Below are 19,236 nucleotides of genomic sequence, written 5' to 3' on the forward strand. Positions count from 1 at the left end.
TTGAACACCTCGCCACGAACCAACATCGTCCCGGGTCGAAACGGGAATGACGAGAAGACCGGGCCCCTCCAGGTGCCGATCACGCGTCGCGGCGTCTTCGCCGCCCTCGCCTGCGCGGCCGGGTTGGCCCTGCTCGGGCCCGCCCGGAAGGCCGAAGCCCTCGCCGGTATGAACTTCAACCTCGGCCAGGGCTGGTTCGGAGCCGCCAACGACTCGATGCTCGTCCACCTTGACCCACGCCAGGGCGAGGGGGACATGTACTTCGGCTTCGCCAACAGCTACCATGAATGGCTCTGCGCCGCCCCCGCCAACACCAGCTACTATATAAATCATTACGGGCAATGGCTGAGGTACGCCTTCGCGTGCGTCTTCGAGTGCAACTACGCCAACGAGCTCTACACCCTCGTGGTGGTCAGGCCGTTCGCATGGTGCTCCAGCAAGGACCTGCAGAAAGGCAGGGGCCTTTGGGTCGATACCATCTCCGAGGGCGGCGACAACAAGGGCTACGTCTACCTCGACGGCGCCGAGCTCGCAGGCTCCCGTTTCGCCGGCGACCTCAGGAACCAGATCGGCTACCCCTATTACGACTGGATCTCATACGGCTTCTACGACTTCAACGACTTCCAGGGGTCCACGTACTGGGGGTCCACCCGCCCGTCCTTCTGGGTCAAGAGGCAAAAGGGCGAGGCGCGCCACAGCGTGTGGAGCAAGCTCCAGGTCTACAACGTGGATTACAATCACTTCGGGGTATACGAGAACGTCATCAAAGAATCCGACGCCCCGAACTACTGGTTCCTGAGCCAGACCACCCCTTCCCGCGATTTCAGGGTCGAGAAGATCTACATCCGCAACGACGTGGCCCTCTACGGCGGCATCTTCTACATCAGGCCCGTCATGGCGCCGGACATCCAGCTCGACCTCGTCCAGGGCCAGTACAGCGGCGGCAAGCCGCTCGCGCAGTACGGCAACGGCGCCTCCGTGGGCCTCTGGGAGGACTACCGCGGCGTCAACCAGACCTGGATGCTCAAGCCGTACACCAACGACGGCGTCGACACCTTCACGTTCGCCATCGCCAACATGGTGGGCCCGAACCTGACGCACATGCTGAACAACAGCGGCCACGCCGCGCCTGTGGTCGACCACGGAGTCGTCCAGAACAGCCATGCCGACATCTGGGACATCAACGACTCTGACGGCCGGAGCAAGGCCTGGTGGGTCCACCACGAGCCCGACGACTCCAACGAGACCGACCACTCCTGCTACTTCATCACCTCGGATGCCGACGGCCTGCGCCTCGACACAGACGGGGTCACCTCGAACTCGGGCGTCAGCGTCTCGGTCCAGTCTGCGGCGTGCCCCGGGCGCTGGGCCATCCAGAAGAATGCCCAGTGGAACCTCGTCGAGGCGCGCATTGAGGGCAAGGTCTCGGTCCATTGCGACGAGGGCATGCTCAAGATCGGCGACAAGGCGAAGATCTGCGGGTGGCACAACACGGACCCGGACGACCCGGATGCGGGAATCAAGCCCGCCGGCTGGGTCTTGGGATGCAAGAACGAATCGGACCTGCCGGTCAGGCCGATCTTCAGGCTCTACATGTCCGACGTCGCCGACGACCTTCCCGAGGACGATGCCGCCATCTTCGCCCAGTGCGGCGTGGCCACATGGGGATGGCAGCAGGAATCGCTCGCGCACCGCCATATCGGCTACCCCCACGGCGGCCACTCGATCTACGGCCTCGCCCTCAGACTCGAAGGCTCCGCCTTCCCGGGATCGATCCGCTACGCGGCGCAGCGCTACAGCGGCGGCGAGTGGGTCGAGGGCGCCGACGGCGCGCGCATCCTCGACTCCGAGTCGGATATCCTGGGCAGGGTAAAGGTCTGGCTGACCGGCGAGATCGCGGACCACTACGACCTCGAGATCAGGACCAAGCTGCTCAACGGGAGCGGCGAGTGGTCCGACCCGGTCTACGTCAACTGCTCCGCCTCCTCGCCGCTCGACATCGGCTCCGCCCCCGCCGTCGGCATCGAGCCGGACGGCGCCGACGGCAACAAGATCTGCGGCATGAATATCCATCTCGTGCGCAAGCCGCAGGGCGGCCGCGTCGTCAGGGAGTTCTCAAAGAGCGAGGACCTGACCGTAGACGCGTCCTGGGGACCGGGATACCTCTCCGTCGCCGCCATGCTCGGCATCCGGACCGTCGGCAAAACGGACCGCTACGTCTGGACCGACCGCTATCTCGGCACCCTCGTCTCCCGCGGCGTGCCGGTGGTCACGACGTGCGTCGAGTACTACGCCGACGGCGTCGAGCAGAAGGACATGGTGTACCGCGACCTCGACGTCGAGGGCGGAGACGTCTACACCCCCGTCGACATCGCGACGCAGAAGGCCCTGAAGGACACCTGCAACCTCAACGGGCAATACGGACAGAACCCCTCGACGGGCTTCTCGGGCTGGTTCCTCGACCCCGAGCTCACCCAGCCCGCGGCGGGCGTCACCATCGTCAAGGACCAGACGCTCAAGCTCTACGGACGCAACCGCTGCACCGTGCGCATCGAGTACGCCGAGGGGTCGCTCAGGCCCGAGGACGGCGGCATCTACCGCACCGCGCCGCTCGCGTACAAGCCCGATGCCCGCTCCAGTTTCGAGTTGCCCGATTTCTCGCAGTCGCCGGAAAAGCACAGGCTCGACGGCCTGGCGCTCGCGGCCATCGGCGACGACGGGCAGGGGCACAAGGCGCTCTACTGGGGCGAGAGCGTCACGCCGGTGAAACCCGGCGAGGTGTTTGCCATGATCGCCGACGAGACATGGCGCAGATACGTCCCGGAATGCTGGATGACCTCGGCAGACGGCACCGAGAAGGTTTCCTCGGTCACCGCCAAGCGCGACGTCACGCTCTACATCAAGTGGACCGAGGCGAAGGCCGAGGGCGTCGCGAGTAGCAAGGGCTGAGCGCTGACCATGCCGTGCGGAGCGGCCGCGTACACGATGGGAACACATTTCCACTTACGAAGTGTCTACGATGTTCCGCCAAGGGGTATAGTCAAAGCAACGCCGTCACTCCTTCCGATAAACTATGTCACGGCGACCCGGCCGACCCACCATCCGATCCAGTCGGCCCCATATGCAATGGCGGACTCCCCTATATGCCGTCATTCTCCCCATCGGCGGCCGGCCCTCACCGGCCGCCATCCTTTTGCGGATATTCCCACCGCACGCTATCTGCGTTTTCGGTGCCCCGTTCCCACTTTTGGGAGCGGGGTTCTTCTTTTCGCCGCAAAGGCGTATGCTCCCGGTCGAATATCTACCCCTTGGAGTCACCTTGATAGCACCCAAACATGGCGGGCGCACGCACGGCGCCATCTTTGCCCTATGTGCCCTCCTCATCGCGGGCCCGACCCTCGCCCGCGCCCTGACGGGAGCCGGAACGCTCGACTCCGACGTCTGGTTCCTCCTCGCGACCGGCCGCGAGATCGCCCGCAACGGCATCCCCCGCACCAACCCGTTCTCCATCTGGCCCGGACAGGGCATCGTCGTCCAGCAATGGCTCCATGACGTCTGGCTCTGGGCCTGGTATACGCGCGGCGGCTATGCCGCAGTGGCCGTGTCCGCCTGCGTGCCCGCCGGGCTCCTCTTCTGGCAGCTTGCCGGCCTCATGCTCGACGCCGCCGGCGGAAAGCTCTCGCGCGCGGGGCTGGCGTTTAGCCTCGCCATCCCCTCTGTATGCATCTGCATGTACATATCGGTGCGCCCGACGCTCTGGACCGCGCTGCTGTGCACGCTCACGGCCAGGATTATGCTCAGTTACCTCAGGGACGGCAGGCGCCTGGTGCTGCTGTGGCTCCCCGCCGTCGCCGTCGCCGGCGTCAACCTCCAGGCGGCCCATTGGCCGCTTCTCGCCGCGTGCGCCGCGGCGTTCGCCCTGCCGAACCCGCATGAGCTCGCCGACCCTGCGGCCCGCCGCGCGTGGTCCGCGCGGGCGCTCCCCATCTGCGCCGCCCTGGCGGCGATGTGCGCGGCGTCGCTTCTCAACCCATATGGCGCCGACGGGTCCCTCTATGTCTTGAAATCGCTCGGCGAGGCCGCCTATGGCGGCGCCATCGTCGAGATGCAGCCCCTATGGGTCCAGCTCGGCCCCCTTTTCGCCGTTCCCGTCGCGACGATGGCGCTGGGACCGATCGCGCTGTGCCGGCGAAGCGGAGCGAGAGTCCCGGCCGGCGCCGCGGCAATGCTTCTCGCCGGTATCGCCGCGGGAGTCCTGCACTCGCGCTGCATGTGGATCGCCGGCCTGTTCTGCGGCCTGTGCTGCGCGTTCGGACTCGCAGGGGCGCTCGGGGAGCCCGTGGCGCACCCGGGGCGCGCGGCCGCCGCGGCAGGCGCCGCCATGGCCCTGATCGCCGCGGTCTCGGGGCTCGCGGTATCGCTGGCGCCGCAATCGGGCGGCGAGGCGGGCATGCTATCCGTGACCGAATCGGAGATGTCCCCCATCTTCTCGGCGATATACGACGCCGGATCCGATGCGCTGGTGTTCTCCAGCGACGTCTCGGTGTACAACCAGCTCGAGTGGGAGGGCTTCAAGGTGCCCTGCGACATGCGCCCCGAGATCTGGGGCGAGGGCATCGCCGGCGCCGGGGCGGAGTCCGCCTACCGCGAGATCGTCGACGTCCTCCAGGGGTCGACCTCGCTGGAAGAGAGTACCGAGGACTGGGGCTGGGAGCTGTTCCTCGTCAGGGACGATGAGGCCGACGCCCTGCGATCCGGCGGGCACTTCGATGAGCTCGCGCACGGCGGCGGCTACACCCTGTTCGAGCTGCCGGAAGGCGGTGAATAGCGTGGACCGCACGGACACCATGCGCCGGGCGCGCATCCTGCGATGGGCGTCGCTCTCGGCCGCGCTCGCCGCATGCGCCGCGACGCTGGCGGCGGTGTCCCTTACCGGCTGGTCGCTGTTCCAGCCCGACACCCGCTACATGGTCGCCATCGGCCGGTGGATTGTCGAGAACGGCGAGCTCCCGACCTCAGACCCCCTCACTCTCCACGAGGGCCTTGCCTACATCTGCCAGCAGTGGCCCCTGTGCATCGCCGCGGCCGCCATCTTCGACGCGTTCGGCGAGGCCGGCATCAGGTGCGCGGCCGCCGCGCTCGACATCGCCGCGACGGCGACCCTTTGGGCCTGCACCCTCGACCGCGGCAGGACCGGCGCCGTCCACATGGCGGCATCTGCGGCATGCGGCGCCGCCATAGCCGTGCTGTGCAACTCGACGCCGCGCGGGATCGACGTCATGGCGCTTTGCGCCTGCTATGCGGCGGGCAGGAAATGGGCACGCGGCGGGCGGGACTCCCTGCTTGCCGCCTTTCCCGCCGCGGGGTTCGCCATGGCCCAGCTCCACGGGGCGCTGTGGACCGTCGCCCTCATGGTCCCGTGCTGCCTCATACTTGACGGCAGGCTCGACAGGCACGGCAGGCTCAAGGCGCTCACGGCGGCCATGTCGACGGCTGCCGCCTGCATGCTCAACCCCTACGGGGCGAGGCTGCTCATGGTGCCGTTTGCCACCATGAGCGCGAATTCGCTGAAATCCGTAGGCATCGGCGAGCTCGCACCGTGGACCGAGGCGGCGCCGGCCCAGGCGGCCGCCGCGTGCACGCTCGTCTCCGCGCTCGTGCTGTACCGCCTCCGCGTGCGCTGCCGCGGCGGCGGGCGGGCCCTGCTCGAGGCAGGCGACCTCCTCGTGCTCGGAACGCTCATGCTCGCGCTGGCCAACGTGAGAAACGAACTCTTCCTGATGACCTCCATGGCGCTCGCCCTGTCCGATATCCAGGGCGAGGTGGCGGGGCCGCGGGCGCGGAGGCCGTTGGCCCTTGCGTCGCTGTGCACGGCGGCGCTCCTCGCCGCCATCGGATGCCTGGCCGCGACCGTGCCGGCCAAGACGGCAATCGAGGAATCGGCCGCGGGGGCGCTGTCCTCCCTCGCCGCCGCGGGGGCGAAGCCGGGCGATGCCGTGATCTGCGATATCGACGTCGGCAGCGAGCTGGAGCTCGCGGGATACCGACCGCTGCTCGACACGCGCGCCGAGCTCTTCTGCCCCGAGCTCAACGGCGGAACCGACGCCTGGGGGCAGGCGCGGTCCGTTCTTACCGGAGACGCGGCAGCCATCGGCGAGACCGGTGCCGATTTCGCGGTCTTTCCCTCGGGGGCGTACCCGGCGCTCGAGAAGGCGCTCACCGGGCTCGGCTATGCCGACATATATGACGACGGATGTTTCGCGGCATACGCCGACAGGCCGGTTCCATAGAGTCTGCACATTCCGAACAAGGCCGTGAGCGGGGTAAACGCCCAATCCATCCCATTTTTGGGAAACCGGATGACTTTCCCGGCCGCCGGGTCCATCTTTTATGCCGTACTGCCCCCGAGCGCGGGGGGAACGCCGGCGTCGCGCCCACCGCGCCGCCATCGAGAGAAAGAGGCTCCCGTGAACGAGCTCATCGCCAAGCCCCTGGCCATCGCCACATGCGGCGTCTTCAACATGAAGCGCCGCGCCAAGGAGGCCCTGCGCGCGCAGGGCTCCATCGAATGGGTCGTGATCGTCGTCTGCATCGCCGTCGCACTGATCGCCGCCCTGGTGTTCCTGTCCGGCGAGATGAACAACAAGATCAACACCGTCGCGAACACGCTCAAGAACACTACCGTCAACGGCGCCCATGCCGGCAACTAGGCACGTCGGATAGATTCCCGAGCCGACGGCACCATAATTCCTACATATGAATAAATGGCCGCTGAGCTGGGACGATTCAGCCCCCTTCCCATTTTTGGGCGGGGGGCTGAATCGTCCCGCGCTTGGGTACATAGTTAGCAGCCGTACCGCCACCGCCCGGTGGCGCAGCAGGGCGCACCGTTTACGCCGGCGCCCACCACTTATCGCGGCGGAAGGGAGCCATATGCTCGGAACACTCTCGATAGCAGCAGGGACCGGCATCGCCGGGTGGCTCCTGCAGCACGCCTACCAGCACATGCGCTACTCGTCCTACGAGCGCGAGGACGCGGCCATGCTCGCACCGGGCGCGGACCCCGAGCAGCGCCGCAGCTGGCTTGCCGCCATCGCGCCGCAGATCAGCATCCAGGCCGTCGCGCCCTCCACGATCGACGCGCTCGCCGCATCGGGCGATATCGATGCGGGCCTGCTGCCCGCCCGCGCGGCCGGGGCCTACGCCCGCCGCTACAACCCGACGCTCGCCGGCGAGGCCCACTGGGTCCCCGCATACCTCGCCGCCGGCCTCGCCGGCGCCGCAATGTCGCCCGCGGCCGCCGTCGCGGCGGTGTCGTCGCTCGCCATCGCGGCGAGCGACATCCGCTTCCGCATCGTACCGATCCCCCACCTCGCCGCCCTCGCCGCCTCCTGCGTACTGGCATTCTGCCCGACGCCGGCGGGCGCCGCGATCACGGCGGCCGGCATGGCCCTCACCTGGGCCATCGGCGCCGGCGTGCGCCGCGTCGGCGGCGAATGGGGAGACGGCGACTCCCTCATGCTCGGATGCGTGCTCGGCGCCACCGCCGAAACGCCGACCGTGCTGACGCTCGTGCCGGCGCTCGGCGCCGCATCGCTCCTCTTCATCGCGTGCTCGCACCAGATCGGAGTCAAGACCAGCGCCATGCCGCTCGCGCCCGTCATCTCGCTCGCCCTGATCGCCTCATTGGCCGCGGGGGCGATCTCATGACCGCCGCCAGGGCACGCGGACGCCGCGGACAGGGGACCTTGGAGTTCATCCTGGTCCTTCCCCTTCTCATGATCATGCTCTGCGCCGTCGCGGACTACACGCACCTCGCGCGCGAGACGGCGAACGTGCAGACCGCGAGCTCGGAGGGGGCGCGCTACGCCGCGGCCAACCCCACCGCCTCCGACGACGCCGTGGCCGCCTACGTCCGCGAGGCATGCGCCCTCGGCGACACCGCGAGCGTCACCGTCACCTCGGCCGATGCGCCGTCGAAGCCCGTCACGCTCAAGAGCGGCGACAAGTCGGTCACCGCGCGCTATGCGCGAGAGAAGGTCACCGTCAAGGTCGTCGAGGACGTCAGCTGCATCTTCCCGCTCAAGTCGCTCGGCGTGAAGGGCGCCACCGACGACGGCTGGCAGGTCCATTCCGAGACGTCGTCCATCAGGTCAGAGATAGAGAGGTCGTGACATGGCAGCCTTTCCAACGACACGCAAGCATGTGCACCTCCCCGGCCAGGGCTCGGTCGAGTTCATCCTGGTCATGCCGGTGCTGCTCACGTTCCTCTTCGCCATCGGGTCGTTCGCGATGCTCTCCTACCAGAACACCGTGATCCAGCACTCGCTGGCGACGCTCGCCGACGCGCTCCCCGCCGGATGGCAGCAGCAAGACCGAAACGAGCTCGTCCGCGACCTCGTCTGCGGCGGCACCGACCTCGACAAGAGCAGGCTCACGGTGACCAACGCGAGCGTCAAGACCGAAACCAGCGGGGCCGTCAACGACGGCGACTCCATCGCGAGCGACCTTGGGGCCTCGACGCTCAGGACCGAGACGCGCCGCGTCGCCGTCGAGGCCGATATCGCCTACGAGTACAACGACCCGCTCTCGCTCGGGCGCAAGACGGTCCTCACGCGCCACGTCTCGCACAGCTACACGACCTATACGGACTGGGAGGTGCTGTGATGGCATCGCGAAAACCGCTGCGCGCCCGCGGCCTTCCCGGCCAGGTCGCCGTCATCTTCGTCGTGGCCATCAGCTGCCTGCTCATCGCGGTGGGCCTCGGCGTGGATGTCAGCACGGCCTATTCGGCCAAGACCGGCCAGGAAGCCGTGCTCGAGGCCGTCCGGCAGTCGTCGCTGGGCATGTCGAACGCCGTCAAGTACTCGGAGAACCCCGGGCGCGAGGCGCGCGAGGAGGTCGTCGAGCTGCTTTCGGGCAACGGATACACCGGCACCGCCGAGATCTGGTATGCGGAGCTGCCCGAGTCGGAGTCGGGCGCCAACGACCGCTACGCGGGCGTCTACGTGAGGCTTTCCAACGATACGGAGACCACCTTCCTCAAACTCGCCGGCCGCGACAAGCTGACCGCAAGGTCCACGGCCGTCTGGACCATCCATCCCTACTCGACCGGCAACGTGTACCGGCCGGCGGACGTCGGCAACGGGAGCCTCGAGGCCACGTTCGAGGACGGCACCGTGACCGGCCGCAAGGAGACGGCGGCCCGGCTCGCCGACGCCCCGGGCGCGCTGCTCGACGCCGTGCGCGGCGTGGCGGCGGCCAAGGGAAACCCAGGCAGCGGGGAAAGCGGAGACTGAGACGGCCGGCGGCCGTCCCCGAGAAAGGAACCAAGCTACATGAACGATAACCGAGACGAGATCCAGCGACTTCGCGCCATGAGGGCCGAGGCTATCAATCGCGGCGACTTCGGCCGCGCCGACGCGATCGGCGCCGACCTCGCGCGCCTCGAGTCCGCCGCGGGCGGTACCATCGACCCCATCACGGGCATGCCCGCGGCATCGGCAAGCGCCCCGTCCGCACCGCAGGGGGCGCCCTTCCCGCAGCGCCGCGACGAGCGACCCGCGCAGGGCCGCCCCGCCTACGAGGACCAGCACGGCCCCGCGCCGCGCCAATCGGCACCGACGCCGCAGCCCGCGTCCCCGTCCGCGCCGCAGGGAGCCCCTGCACCCCGCCGCGAGGCGCGCGACGCCCGCCGCATGGAGGCCGACGTTCGCCAGCAGGAGAATACATACCGCCACGAGCCCGCGCAGGAGAGCGCATACCGCCCCGAACCAAGCCGCCCGGCCTACGCCGGCGATGACCGCGGTGCGAAAACCGAGGCCGCTGCCGAGGAGCGCGGCGGTAGCCGCGAGGAGAAGCGCGAGGAGAAGCGCCGCGGGCGCTTCGGCAAGGCCGAGGGCAAGAAGGACGCCAAGCCCGCCGAGGGGCGCGATCCCTCGACCGCGCCGCGCCGCGCAGCGCCCAAGCCCGCCCCCGCCGGCCCCTCGAAGGGCACGCGCGCGCTCACGGTGGTGGCCGCCGCGGCCATCGCCGTGTCGGTGGGAGCCACCGTGTTCTCCGGCATGCGGGTCGCGGAGTCCTCGGCGATCATCGCCAAGAACGAGGCGAACACCGTCAACGTCGTCGTGACCAACCGCGACGTCGCCGCCGGCGAGACCATCACCGAAGCCGACCTCGAGACGCAGGCCGTCCCCAAGGCGTACTGCCCGACCGACGCCGCGACCAAGGTCTCGGATGTCGCCAACCACACCTCGCTCACCACGCAGACCGCCGGGACCTCCATCTCGCTGTCCTCCCTCCAGGCATCTAGCTCGCCGGCGCACATCACGTCGGCCATCGAGGAGGGACACGTGGCCATCGCCCTGTCGCTCGATTCCTCGAAGAGCCTGTCGCCGCTGCTGCGCGTCGGCGACCGCGTCAACGTCATGGCCGTCGTCTCCGACGGAACGACATCGAGCGCCGAGACCGTGTGCGCCAACGTCAAGATCATCGCCCTCGATTCCGCCCTGTCCGGCTCGCCTGACGCCGGGTACTCGCTCGTGACGCTCGACGTCACCGAGGACCAGGCCGCGGCCATCGTGGCGAACCCGAACGTGACGCTCACGGCCATCCCGCAGACCGCCGAGGGGGCAAGCGATGCTGAATAGCGACCTCATCGCGCTCGAGCGCGCCGTATACCGCGCCGCGCGTGAACAGCTCTCATCCGACAACCAGACCGAGCAGCCCGACGGCGACGCGGCACGACGCGACCGCGACGCGGCCGCGGTCATCGGCCCCATCATCGACGACCCGGCGTTCTACCACCTCGTGCCCGAGCGCTTCATCGACCAGACCGGCCGCATCGCCGACGACGCCTACCAGGAGGTGCTGCGCGCGGCCATCAACGACCTGTACTACTTCGGTCCGCTCGAGGACCTGCTGTACGACGAATCGCTTTCCGAGATCATGGTCAACGGGCCCGACTCGGTGTGGATCGAGCGCTCCGGCAGGCTCATGCTCACCGACGTGCACTTCGAGGACGACGACCACGTGAAGTTCACCATCGACCGCATCGCCGCGGGCATGAACCGCCGCTGCGACGAGGCCTCGCCGCTGTGCGACTGCACCATCGTCCGCCCCGGCACGCCCTTCAACGGCTCGCGCGTCAACGCGGTGCTCAAGGGCGTCGCGGTCGACCACCACCTCATCAACATCCGCAAGTTCCGCAAGGACGCGCTCACCCCCGAGGCACTGATGGCCAACGGGTCGTTCGACGGCCGCATGCTCGAGATCATGCGCGCCATCGTGCAGGGCCGCATGTCCACCATCGTGGCCGGCGGCACCGGATCGGGCAAGACGACGCTGCTCAACGCAATCTCGCTCTACATCCCGCCCGAGGAGCGCATCATCACCATCGAGGACACGCCCGAGCTGCGCCTGAACCAGCCGCACGTCGCCCGCATGGAGACGCGCGACGCCAACGTGGAGGGCAAGGGCCGCATCGACTACCGCGACCTCGTGACCAACGCGCTGCGCCAGCGCCCCGACCGGATCATCGTCGGCGAGTGCCGCGACGCGGCGGCCTTCGACATGCTCCAGGCCATGACCACCGGCCACGACGGCTCGCTCACCACGATCCACGCCGACAACTGCCGCGAGGTGCCCACGCGCCTGCGCACGCTCGTCCAGCAGGCGAACACCGGCATGTCGTCGCGCGAGATCCTTGAGTACATCAGCCAGGCCATCGACTTCATCATCTACACGGAGCGCTCCCACGGCGTGCGCCGCGTGACCGAGATCGCGGAGGTCCAGGGCATGCAGGGCGACGTCGTCACGATCGCCCCGATCGTCCGCTTCGAGCACGACCCGAACGACCCCGAGCACTCCGGCTGGTTCGTCCCGACCGGCGAGCGCTTCATGCGCCGCCATATCGAGAAGATGGCGAACGAGGGCGTCTTCGTCGATGACGACTGGTTCAACCCCCAGGCGGTGTTCTAGGATGGGCGGCACGCAATCCAACCTCGTCAACCTGCTGCCGGCGCTTCCCGGCCTCGCGCTCGGCATCGCGATGCTCGTGCTCGCCCGCCGCGGGCGCATCGCCCGCGAGGCGGCCGGGGCAGAGGCCGTCGAAGAGCGGCCGAGCGGAAAGGTCGCCGCGGCGCTCGTCTCCGTCTGCGAGCAGGCGTCCCCGCAGCTGTCGGTCCAGGAGGCCGAGATCGTGTGGGCCGCGACGGCCACTCTGCCGGCGCTCTGCGCCCTCGCGCTCGGCGTGGGCCCGCTGTCCCTGCTCCTCCTGCCCGTCTCCGCGGCCGGGTTCCCCGTCTACCTCAAGATCCGCCGCGACTCCGGCAAGAAGAAGTTCGAGGAGCAGCTGGGCCAGGCTATGCCGCTGATCGCGTCGAACCTGCGCGCGGGGTCGTCGGTCGCCCAGGCCATCGGGCCGGTCGCCGAGAACATGAGCGACCCCATCAAGTCCGAGTTCAGGCGCCTGGCCTCCGATATCCGCGCCGGCACTCCGGTGCCCGAGGCGCTGGACAAGGTCGCCGACCGCACCGGCAGCCGCGACCTGCGCCTGTTCGCCACGGCCGTCGACATCTCGCAGCAGACCGGCGGCTCGCTCGCCGACATCACCGAGAACGTCGGCCAGACCGTCCGCGCCCGCGTCGAGGCACGCAAGGCCATCAAGTCTAAGACCTCTCTAAACCGCATCGAGTCGCAGATCATGGTCGGCCTGCCCGTCTTCATGATGGCGGCGCTGCTCGCGATCTCGCCTTCCCACCGCGAGTTCTACAGCCAGCCCTCCGGCTGGGCACTTATCGCGCTGGCCGTCGTGCTGGACGCGCTCGCCTACCTCATGATGAGGAAGATGGGCGACGTCAAGCTCGACTAGGCGGCGCCGGATAGATTGGAAGCACTGTGAACATCGAAATCCTGCGCGGCGTCGCGCTGTCGCTGTGCGCCGCGACGATCGCCGGCCTGCTGTCATTTCTGGGCCTCAGGCGGCTCGGCGGCATCGAGTCGGGCCCGGTCAAGCGGCCGAGCCGGCGCCGGCGCGGCGAGACGCGCCTGGACACGCTTACCTACAGCGTCACGCGCTACGTCCCCATGAGCGAGAAGGTCGCCGACGCCACGCGCGACATGCTCTCGCGATCCGGCGTCACCATGCCCGCCGCGTCGTTCTGGGCCATCCGCGTGGCGTCGTTCTCGGCTGGCGCCGCCGCGGGGCTGATCGCCATGCCGCTCGTCGGAGGCGTGCAGGGGCTCGCAGCGGCGGGCGCGCTCGCCGTCGCCGGGCTCGCCGCGCCGCAGGCGTGGCTGCTCGCCCGCCGCGCCGAATGGCGCGACGAGCTCGACCGCCAGCTGCCCGACGCGCTCGACCTCATGGCCATCTGCATCTCGGCCGGGTCGTCGTTCGAGGGCGCGCTGGCATCGGTCGGCACCCGCATGGACGGGGCGATCGCCGAGGCCTTCGCCCGCGTCGCCAAGGAGGCCGCCTACTCGAGCCGTTCCGAGGCCCTGCTGGGACTGGCCGACCGCGCCCAGGTGAACTCGATCACCTTCTTCACGGCATCGCTCGTGCAGGCGGAGCGCGCGGGATCTTCTCTGGTCGACATCATCCGCATGCAGGCGCAGTCCGTCCGCACCGAGCGCCGCCTGAGGGTCGACGACATGACCAACAAGCTGTCCACCAAGATGCTCTTCCCCATGCTTCTGCTCATGCTGCCCTCGATCATCATGCTCATGCTCGCGCCGATGATCCTACAGCTCGGTCAGTTCTTCTAACCTTCCGATCAAGGAGCCATCCGATATGAACGATAGATATCTCGACGAGGCCGTGGCCGTCACGGCCTCAGGCAAGAGGGTCCCGATCCTCACCCATACCTGCCGGGGCTTTCTCGAGCGCTTCTGCGGGCTCATGCTCAAGCGCGAGGTGCCCGAGGCCTGCGGGCTCTACTTCCCCGGCTGCCGGTCGATCCACACCTGCATGATGCGCGTGCCCATCGACGTCGTCTGGGTGCGCGAAGGCGAGCCCGGCGAGCTCAAGGCGGTATCGCTCGATGTCGCGCTCAAGCCCTGGCGGTTCTTCGCCGCGCCGCGCGGCGCCACCGGCTGCGTTGAGTTCCGCGCCGGGTCGTTCGACCCCGCGGACAGACCGGCCGAGATCGCGCGCCCGAAGAAGAGGAAATAGGCGATTTCGGCCGCAATGCCGCCGTCTGCCTGTGTAGGCAGACGGCTTTTGGGTATCGCGCCCGGTTTGCCTTCGCGTTTTCCATGGGTGGCGGCATGGAGGGACCCCATCCGTCCCGTAGGGCCGCCGGATGTGGGAAACGCCTCGCGGCCGGCTTCGGCTGGCGATCGGCTGGAGATGGTGTGGACCGGGACTTTCGCCCTGTGGAGCTGATAGGGTCCCGGACTTCTCGAGTCTCGATCGGGGCCTTGGCGGGTATTAGCCCCGTCGATATGCGGAGGGTTCGCCGGGCGGGCCTGAGCGGGCGGACTACATCTCGATACACAGGGTGTTTCACGGTCGGGGCCGCGGATGCGGTGCTGGCCATTTTTTGTGGGTGTGAGCTCGGGGTATTCGGGGTAAAAGGTCTGGAAATGTGCGGGAGGAAGTAGAGGATTATATCAGCTTGAGGAATGGCAACGCGCTAGGGCTCGTCTCTATTGAAAAAACGGCTGCTAACGATTGTCAAAACGATCTGCGCGATATCTTGCGTTGCTAACTGGGCATCTTCTGGAATGGCTGTAAATAGGCCGTGATGGCCTATTAGGGTTCATTTTTTGGGAACCATATCTATCGGGATTACCGATAGGCGGTTTATATCGCCAAACAGGAGAGAGCGACGAATGGCTACATTGATCGGATGGAACCTAGCTGCCCTACTTAAGGAACGGGGTATGAGTCAAAAGGAGCTTGCCGAGGCGGCAGGCCCCACACCGGCCTCGGTGAGCAGGTACGTCAACGGCGAGCGGCTGCCGTGGCCTGCCACGATCGCCGCGATGTCGCGCGCCCTCGGGGTCGAACCGTCGGACATCATCGGAACCTCCTGCGATCAGGAGCTGAATGACGCCGTGCACCACGTAGCCCGCAATGCGGACAGTCTCACGGAAGCGCAGCGCGCCGAGCTTATCGCCGCACTTGCGAAGCACTAGGGAGATCGGCGGACGGCCGAGGTCGATATGCTCAAATGTAGAATCTGAGGGCGCGTCTATACCTTGCCGGAGTTGGGTAAGATGGCCGTAGAAGACAATGCGTCCCCGTGTGAGCGACAAGGAGCGCGGGCGGCCTAGTTTTCTGGTTTAGTTAGATGCCCGGGCTCCACCCCGGGCATCTGCGTATCAACTCCGGTCCACCGGGTAGAATCACGGGTGAACGAAGCGGACCCTGCGCAGGTTGCTAGCCAGTTACGCGGGCGATGCGGATTTCAGGTTTAAAGGCCGGGCTGCACCCCCGGCCATTTTTACTGCGACAACCCCGCCGCCCGCCTGCTCACGGGGTGCGTCGCCCCCCCTCAATTCCAGACAATTAAATACGGTCATCTACCTGCTGCGTTGGGACGATTGACGATGATCCGTTGGGACGATTGACGATGATCCGTTGGGACGATTGACGATGATCCGTTGAGACGATTGACGGCAGCCCGGGAGCATGGCGTCCGGGTACATATCGCCCTTGGGTCTCTTGCGGATGAGCGGAATGGCCGCCCCGCCGATTTCGGCAGGCCGACGCTTGCAATCGGAGATGTTTTTGAGGGAAGGGAGGGGGCCGTTTTCGCCCGGCCCCGGGGCGCGCACCTGCGTTGCCCGCGTTCCCAAGGTGTGACATAAGGAACGGGTTCCGCTTGCTATCGATTCTACCTTGTGGCGCGGCGTTCCATCTAGCGGCCCCATTTCTCCATATCCGGTCGAGGATGTAAGGTTTTTGCGGTCTGAGCGCATCTTTTAGGCAGTTGCGGGGTATACCTCCTGCCGTATCTGAAAGACCTCTGGAAGGCGTGAGCATCTATGAAGCCGATCATCGACTTTGCCGCCGGACGCGGTGCCCATATGCTTGGCATGGGGGCGGTGTAGTTGTTCGGATGGGAGTGCGACCCCGCGAGGGACGGGCGGCTGACGATCGCCGAATACCGCGAACAGTTCTCGGGCAAGTTGGGCCATCGGGCGACTATCTCGGGACACACGGGCTCGAAACGCGGCACCGCGGCGAACCTCGCGAAGGTGCGCTGCACGCTTGCGCAGGTATTCGATAGCTTCGCTATCTTCACCGTGAACGACGGCAGGCACACGCAGTCGGCACGCCGCCGGACCCTGTGCGTCGATTTCGCCTCGGTCCATTCCGGCGATACCGTAGTCGAATGGCTCTAGGCGGTACGCGACCGCGATGCCGCAGGACAGAAAGGAAACGACCATGACCGAGAAGAAGGCCGCCTTCGGGAACAACTTCACCCCCGAGCAGCGGGCCGCCGCGCTGAAGCGAGCCGCCGAGATGCGCGGCGCGCGCGCCGAGTACCTTGACCGCGTCAAATCGGGCGAAGTGGCCATCGCGACCGCCCTGGCCGATGGCAAGGAAACCCCCGTCGTCGGGCGCATCAAGGCGAAGCGTCTGCTCATGGCCCTGCCGGGTGTCGGCGCGGCGAAGGCGCAAAGCGCCATGACCGCAATCGGCATCGCGGAGTCCCGCCGCGTCGCGGGCATCGGGCAGCGACAGGCCGAAAAGCTCATCGAACTTTTCGGGTAGGTGCGCACGCTGCGTTGCCCCAAGGGGCAATGAGGAACCATATGCGAGGCCCTGGAGCCGTCGCCCATCGGGCGGCGGCTCTTTCCTTTCGCGTTCCAGGGTGTCTGGGGTGCGGATGAGTGCTTCCCGTTCGGGAAACATGAACGGGCGCGGGGGCGGTCGGGGCCGAGCGCGGATAGCATCGAGGGCGAATATACCCGCGGCGCCGGAGGGCGCCCGATGAAAGGATCGACCGCCATGTGGAACTACGACGCCGTCGACAAAAAGGAAGCGGAGCGCATGGCCTCGCTCTACGGCGAGGACGCCACGCGCACCGTCGAGCATGGAACGGAAGCCGAGACCGGCGAACTTCTCGTCCGAAGCTGCGGCAACGAGCTCGGTTTCGCCACCTGGGAGGCGTTCGATTTCGAACGCAACACCTGGTTGTGCGAAGCCTTCGAGAACCGCGAGGCGGCCGAACTCTGGCTTTCCGGCGAGGAGGTGGATACCTGCTTCGAGCTGGACGATCAGCTCGTACAGTCCACCAAACGCATGGCCGCACTCGCCGCCAACATGTCCGGCGGGCGATGGACCGCCGGAATCCATGAGTACAAGGACGGGCGCAAGTCGCTGTCCTTCCAACTCTCCGACGATGCGGGCTTCTTCCTGATCACCTCCCCCATCTGCAAGACATCCGAGCTCGCCCTGGGAGAGGTTCGCGACCGCGTGGGCGAAGAGCTGGACAATCTCGACCCCTACCGCGAGGCGCTGGAGGCGTGCCGCCGCGCCGAGGACAGCTCTATCGCGCTCGACAAGCTCGCGTTCTATGAAAAGCTCAAGGGCGAGGACCTGCCGGTGCTCCTCGGGGCGCTCGCCGTCGCCACCGAGCAGAACCAGCGCGCGCTCGGACGTCTGCTCGCGGATATGAAATTCGAGGACATGCCCGAGCTGCCCGAGGCCATCAATCCCATGGAGGCCGCCTTCGCCGAGGCCAAGGGGAAGCTCCTGGAGTGGAAGGAGAGCGGCCACGGCGATGCCAGGTATCATTACAAACTCGCTTCCTCCTACCTCGATGAGTACCACAGCCTGGACAAGGGATTCGGCCGTTGTCTCGTGGAGAGCATCGACGAGCTGATCGAATACGGCTATGTCGATGAGTCGGGCGTCTACGAGAACCCCATCGCGGCAATCGGCACCATGCTCGCCGAGGCCGCACTTGAGCATGCGCGTGCGGACGCCGAGTACTTCGACGAAGACTTCCGCATGCGCGCCACGGAGGGCATCAATTTGTGGACCGTCGCCAAGGAAATCATCGAGGCCGTTCCCGCGGCCAAGCCCGCCGAAGAGGAGCCCGCGCAGGCACGCGGGCCCAAGCACTAGACTCCCGGAGCTACCATGACCAGAAAACACGCAACCATGACGGACGGCGAGGACATCTGCCTCGCCTTCCAGTCAGAGCACGGCGGCTTCGATTGCAGCGAGGCCTCCATCGACCGCATCTCGGGCGCACTCATCTGCCACGACGGCACGTTGGAAGGCCTGGGCGAGGGCGTCGCCGACGCGGCGATCTACCCCACCGCCGAGATCTTCGCCGGCGCCCGCCTGCTCGCGCTCGACCGCGTCGCCGAGGGTTACGCCGACGGCCGGGACGCGCACGCGATCGACGCCGCGGCGAAGTCGATGGCGGAATCGGTACGCCGCAACTGCATCGAGCTCGGCGGTGCCGGCGCCTCGATGATCGATTTCGCGGGACACCCGTTCGCAGCGTCGCAGTGGATCGGCAAGAACTTCAGGACCTCGATCAGCGAGGTGGACGCGCGCCGCCTCATGCAGGACCTCACGCTCGTAGATATCGCCAGACTCGACCGCTCCCGCCCCCTCATCGAGGGCCTGGGCATGCAGGCGCGCGAGAGCATCCTGGCGTTTCTGGACAGCATGGAGGAGCTTCGCGCATCGTCGGTCGATGTCGAGCTTTTCGACCGGCTGATGACCGATGACTTCAACGTCGTCCGCACGCTCGGCCGCGACAGGTCCCGCGAGCTCGGCACGGTCACGGTCCACGGGCGCGACATCGAGATCTCCTGCACGCTCGCCGACGGGTTCTGCGCGACCGCGCGACCGCAGACCGGCACCATCCTCACCTTCAGCTCGAGGCGCCTCGGCTGGCACGGCTTCCAGTCCTCCCCCCTCTCGTTCGGGGGCTCCACGGTCTCCATCCGACACGACATGCCGAGCGCGAGGCTCGCCCGCGACTTCGACCTCGCGGCACTCTCCGCCGAGGCGGAGACCGCCATGCGCGAGCTCGGCGTCCCCGTCCCGGCGGCACTCAAGTACGTCAAGGAGGAGTGCGAGAGGGTTTCCGCGCGCTGCGACGAGATCGAGGCGAAGATCGGCGCGGCCGTCGATGCCTTCGCGCAGGCGCCCGCAAAGGGCATGAGCCCCGCGGCCATGGCGGCAGCCGCCAAGGCGGCAGCGCATGCCGGTGAGACCGGAAGCGCAGACATCAAGGTACACAGGTAGAAAGAGGTGTGTGG

18 protein-coding genes are annotated in these 19,236 nt (G+C 67.4%); all 18 read left to right on the plus strand.

The window, feature by feature from the left end; all coding sequences use genetic code 11:
• The 18 genes from C1878_RS06415 (at window position 1) to C1878_RS06505 (ending at window position 19,222) form a co-directional block, all read left to right on the plus strand.
• Complete coding sequence (locus C1878_RS06415; RefSeq protein ID WP_114557721.1) at window positions 1-2,949, plus strand: hypothetical protein; 2,949 nt, start codon at window positions 1-3, stop codon at window positions 2,947-2,949.
• A gap of 370 nt (window positions 2,950-3,319) precedes the next feature.
• Window positions 3,320-4,828, plus strand: coding sequence for a hypothetical protein (locus C1878_RS06420; protein WP_114557720.1), 1,509 nt, complete (start codon window positions 3,320-3,322; stop codon window positions 4,826-4,828).
• Between the two features lies 1 nt (window position 4,829).
• Window positions 4,830-6,290 (plus strand): hypothetical protein, encoded by a 1,461-nt coding sequence (locus C1878_RS06430; RefSeq protein WP_158539746.1) that lies wholly within the window; start codon window positions 4,830-4,832, stop codon window positions 6,288-6,290.
• A gap of 177 nt (window positions 6,291-6,467) precedes the next feature.
• Window positions 6,468-6,710, plus strand: a complete 243-nt coding sequence (locus C1878_RS06435) for a hypothetical protein (RefSeq protein ID WP_035585870.1) — start codon at window positions 6,468-6,470, stop codon at window positions 6,708-6,710.
• Between the two features lie 223 nt (window positions 6,711-6,933).
• A complete protein-coding gene (locus tag C1878_RS16560; protein ID WP_035585869.1) occupies window positions 6,934-7,710 on the plus strand; it encodes a hypothetical protein in 777 nt (258 codons plus the stop codon).
• 38 nt (window positions 7,711-7,748) lie between these two features.
• Window positions 7,749-8,174, plus strand: a complete 426-nt coding sequence (locus C1878_RS16565; RefSeq protein WP_052106161.1) for a TadE/TadG family type IV pilus assembly protein — start codon at window positions 7,749-7,751, stop codon at window positions 8,172-8,174.
• A 1-nt stretch (window position 8,175) separates the two neighbouring features.
• A complete protein-coding gene (locus C1878_RS06450) occupies window positions 8,176-8,667 on the plus strand; it encodes a TadE family protein (protein ID WP_035585868.1) in 492 nt (163 codons plus the stop codon).
• Complete coding sequence (locus C1878_RS06455) at window positions 8,667-9,299, plus strand: pilus assembly protein TadG-related protein (RefSeq protein WP_035585867.1); 633 nt, start codon at window positions 8,667-8,669, stop codon at window positions 9,297-9,299. The genes C1878_RS06450 and C1878_RS06455 overlap by 1 nt, the downstream gene beginning before the upstream one ends.
• Before the next feature lie 39 nt (window positions 9,300-9,338).
• The gene (gene cpaB / locus C1878_RS06460) at window positions 9,339-10,649 is read left to right on the plus strand and encodes a Flp pilus assembly protein CpaB (RefSeq protein WP_114557717.1); all 1,311 of its coding nucleotides are present in this window, start codon (window positions 9,339-9,341) and stop codon (window positions 10,647-10,649) included.
• Window positions 10,639-11,979 carry a CpaF family protein gene (locus C1878_RS06465; protein WP_052106160.1) on the plus strand — a complete coding sequence of 447 codons (1,341 nt, stop codon included), beginning with the start codon at window positions 10,639-10,641 and terminating at the stop codon, window positions 11,977-11,979. The genes cpaB and C1878_RS06465 overlap by 11 nt, the downstream gene beginning before the upstream one ends.
• A gap of 1 nt (window position 11,980) precedes the next feature.
• The gene (locus C1878_RS06470) at window positions 11,981-12,871 is read left to right on the plus strand and encodes a type II secretion system F family protein (protein ID WP_114557716.1); all 891 of its coding nucleotides are present in this window, start codon (window positions 11,981-11,983) and stop codon (window positions 12,869-12,871) included.
• A 26-nt stretch (window positions 12,872-12,897) separates the two neighbouring features.
• On the plus strand, window positions 12,898-13,764 hold the full coding sequence (locus tag C1878_RS06475; RefSeq protein ID WP_086414890.1) for a type II secretion system F family protein: 867 nt from the start codon (window positions 12,898-12,900) through the stop codon (window positions 13,762-13,764).
• A gap of 25 nt (window positions 13,765-13,789) precedes the next feature.
• Complete coding sequence (locus tag C1878_RS06480) at window positions 13,790-14,170, plus strand: DUF192 domain-containing protein (protein ID WP_114557715.1); 381 nt, start codon at window positions 13,790-13,792, stop codon at window positions 14,168-14,170.
• Window positions 14,171-14,832: 662 nt separating this feature from the next.
• Window positions 14,833-15,138 (plus strand): helix-turn-helix transcriptional regulator, encoded by a 306-nt coding sequence (locus tag C1878_RS06485; protein WP_114557714.1) that lies wholly within the window; start codon window positions 14,833-14,835, stop codon window positions 15,136-15,138.
• A gap of 918 nt (window positions 15,139-16,056) precedes the next feature.
• Complete coding sequence (locus C1878_RS06490; RefSeq protein WP_114557713.1) at window positions 16,057-16,350, plus strand: hypothetical protein; 294 nt, start codon at window positions 16,057-16,059, stop codon at window positions 16,348-16,350.
• A gap of 43 nt (window positions 16,351-16,393) precedes the next feature.
• Complete coding sequence (gene mihF / locus C1878_RS06495; protein WP_086414894.1) at window positions 16,394-16,723, plus strand: integration host factor, actinobacterial type; 330 nt, start codon at window positions 16,394-16,396, stop codon at window positions 16,721-16,723.
• A 237-nt stretch (window positions 16,724-16,960) separates the two neighbouring features.
• Window positions 16,961-18,082, plus strand: coding sequence for a hypothetical protein (locus C1878_RS06500; protein WP_227791155.1), 1,122 nt, complete (start codon window positions 16,961-16,963; stop codon window positions 18,080-18,082).
• Between the two features lie 15 nt (window positions 18,083-18,097).
• Window positions 18,098-19,222: a hypothetical protein gene (locus C1878_RS06505; protein ID WP_086414896.1), complete on the plus strand. Its 1,125-nt coding sequence runs from the start codon at window positions 18,098-18,100 to the stop codon at window positions 19,220-19,222.
• The last annotated feature ends 14 nt before the right edge of the window (window positions 19,223-19,236 follow it).

This window comes from Gordonibacter sp. 28C (assembly GCF_003339845.1).
Taxonomy (GTDB): Bacteria; Actinomycetota; Coriobacteriia; order Coriobacteriales; family Eggerthellaceae; genus Gordonibacter.

Bases quoted from the DNA above. Each gene is read 5' to 3' on its own strand.
- C1878_RS16560 (WP_035585869.1), top strand. From the start codon at position 6,934: ATGCTCGGAACACTCTCGATAGCAGCAGGGACCGGCATCGCCGGGTGG.
- C1878_RS06450 (WP_035585868.1), top strand. From the start codon at position 8,176: ATGGCAGCCTTTCCAACGACACGCAAGCATGTGCACCTCCCCGGCCAG.
- C1878_RS06455 (WP_035585867.1), top strand. From the start codon at position 8,667: ATGGCATCGCGAAAACCGCTGCGCGCCCGCGGCCTTCCCGGCCAGGTC.
- cpaB (WP_114557717.1), top strand. From the start codon at position 9,339: ATGAACGATAACCGAGACGAGATCCAGCGACTTCGCGCCATGAGGGCC.
- C1878_RS06465 (WP_052106160.1), top strand. From the start codon at position 10,639: ATGCTGAATAGCGACCTCATCGCGCTCGAGCGCGCCGTATACCGCGCC.
- C1878_RS06470 (WP_114557716.1), top strand. From the start codon at position 11,981: ATGGGCGGCACGCAATCCAACCTCGTCAACCTGCTGCCGGCGCTTCCC.
- C1878_RS06480 (WP_114557715.1), top strand. From the start codon at position 13,790: ATGAACGATAGATATCTCGACGAGGCCGTGGCCGTCACGGCCTCAGGC.
- C1878_RS06485 (WP_114557714.1), top strand. From the start codon at position 14,833: ATGGCTACATTGATCGGATGGAACCTAGCTGCCCTACTTAAGGAACGG.
- mihF (WP_086414894.1), top strand. From the start codon at position 16,394: ATGACCGAGAAGAAGGCCGCCTTCGGGAACAACTTCACCCCCGAGCAG.
- C1878_RS06500 (WP_227791155.1), top strand. From the start codon at position 16,961: ATGTGGAACTACGACGCCGTCGACAAAAAGGAAGCGGAGCGCATGGCC.
- C1878_RS06505 (WP_086414896.1), top strand. From the start codon at position 18,098: ATGACCAGAAAACACGCAACCATGACGGACGGCGAGGACATCTGCCTC.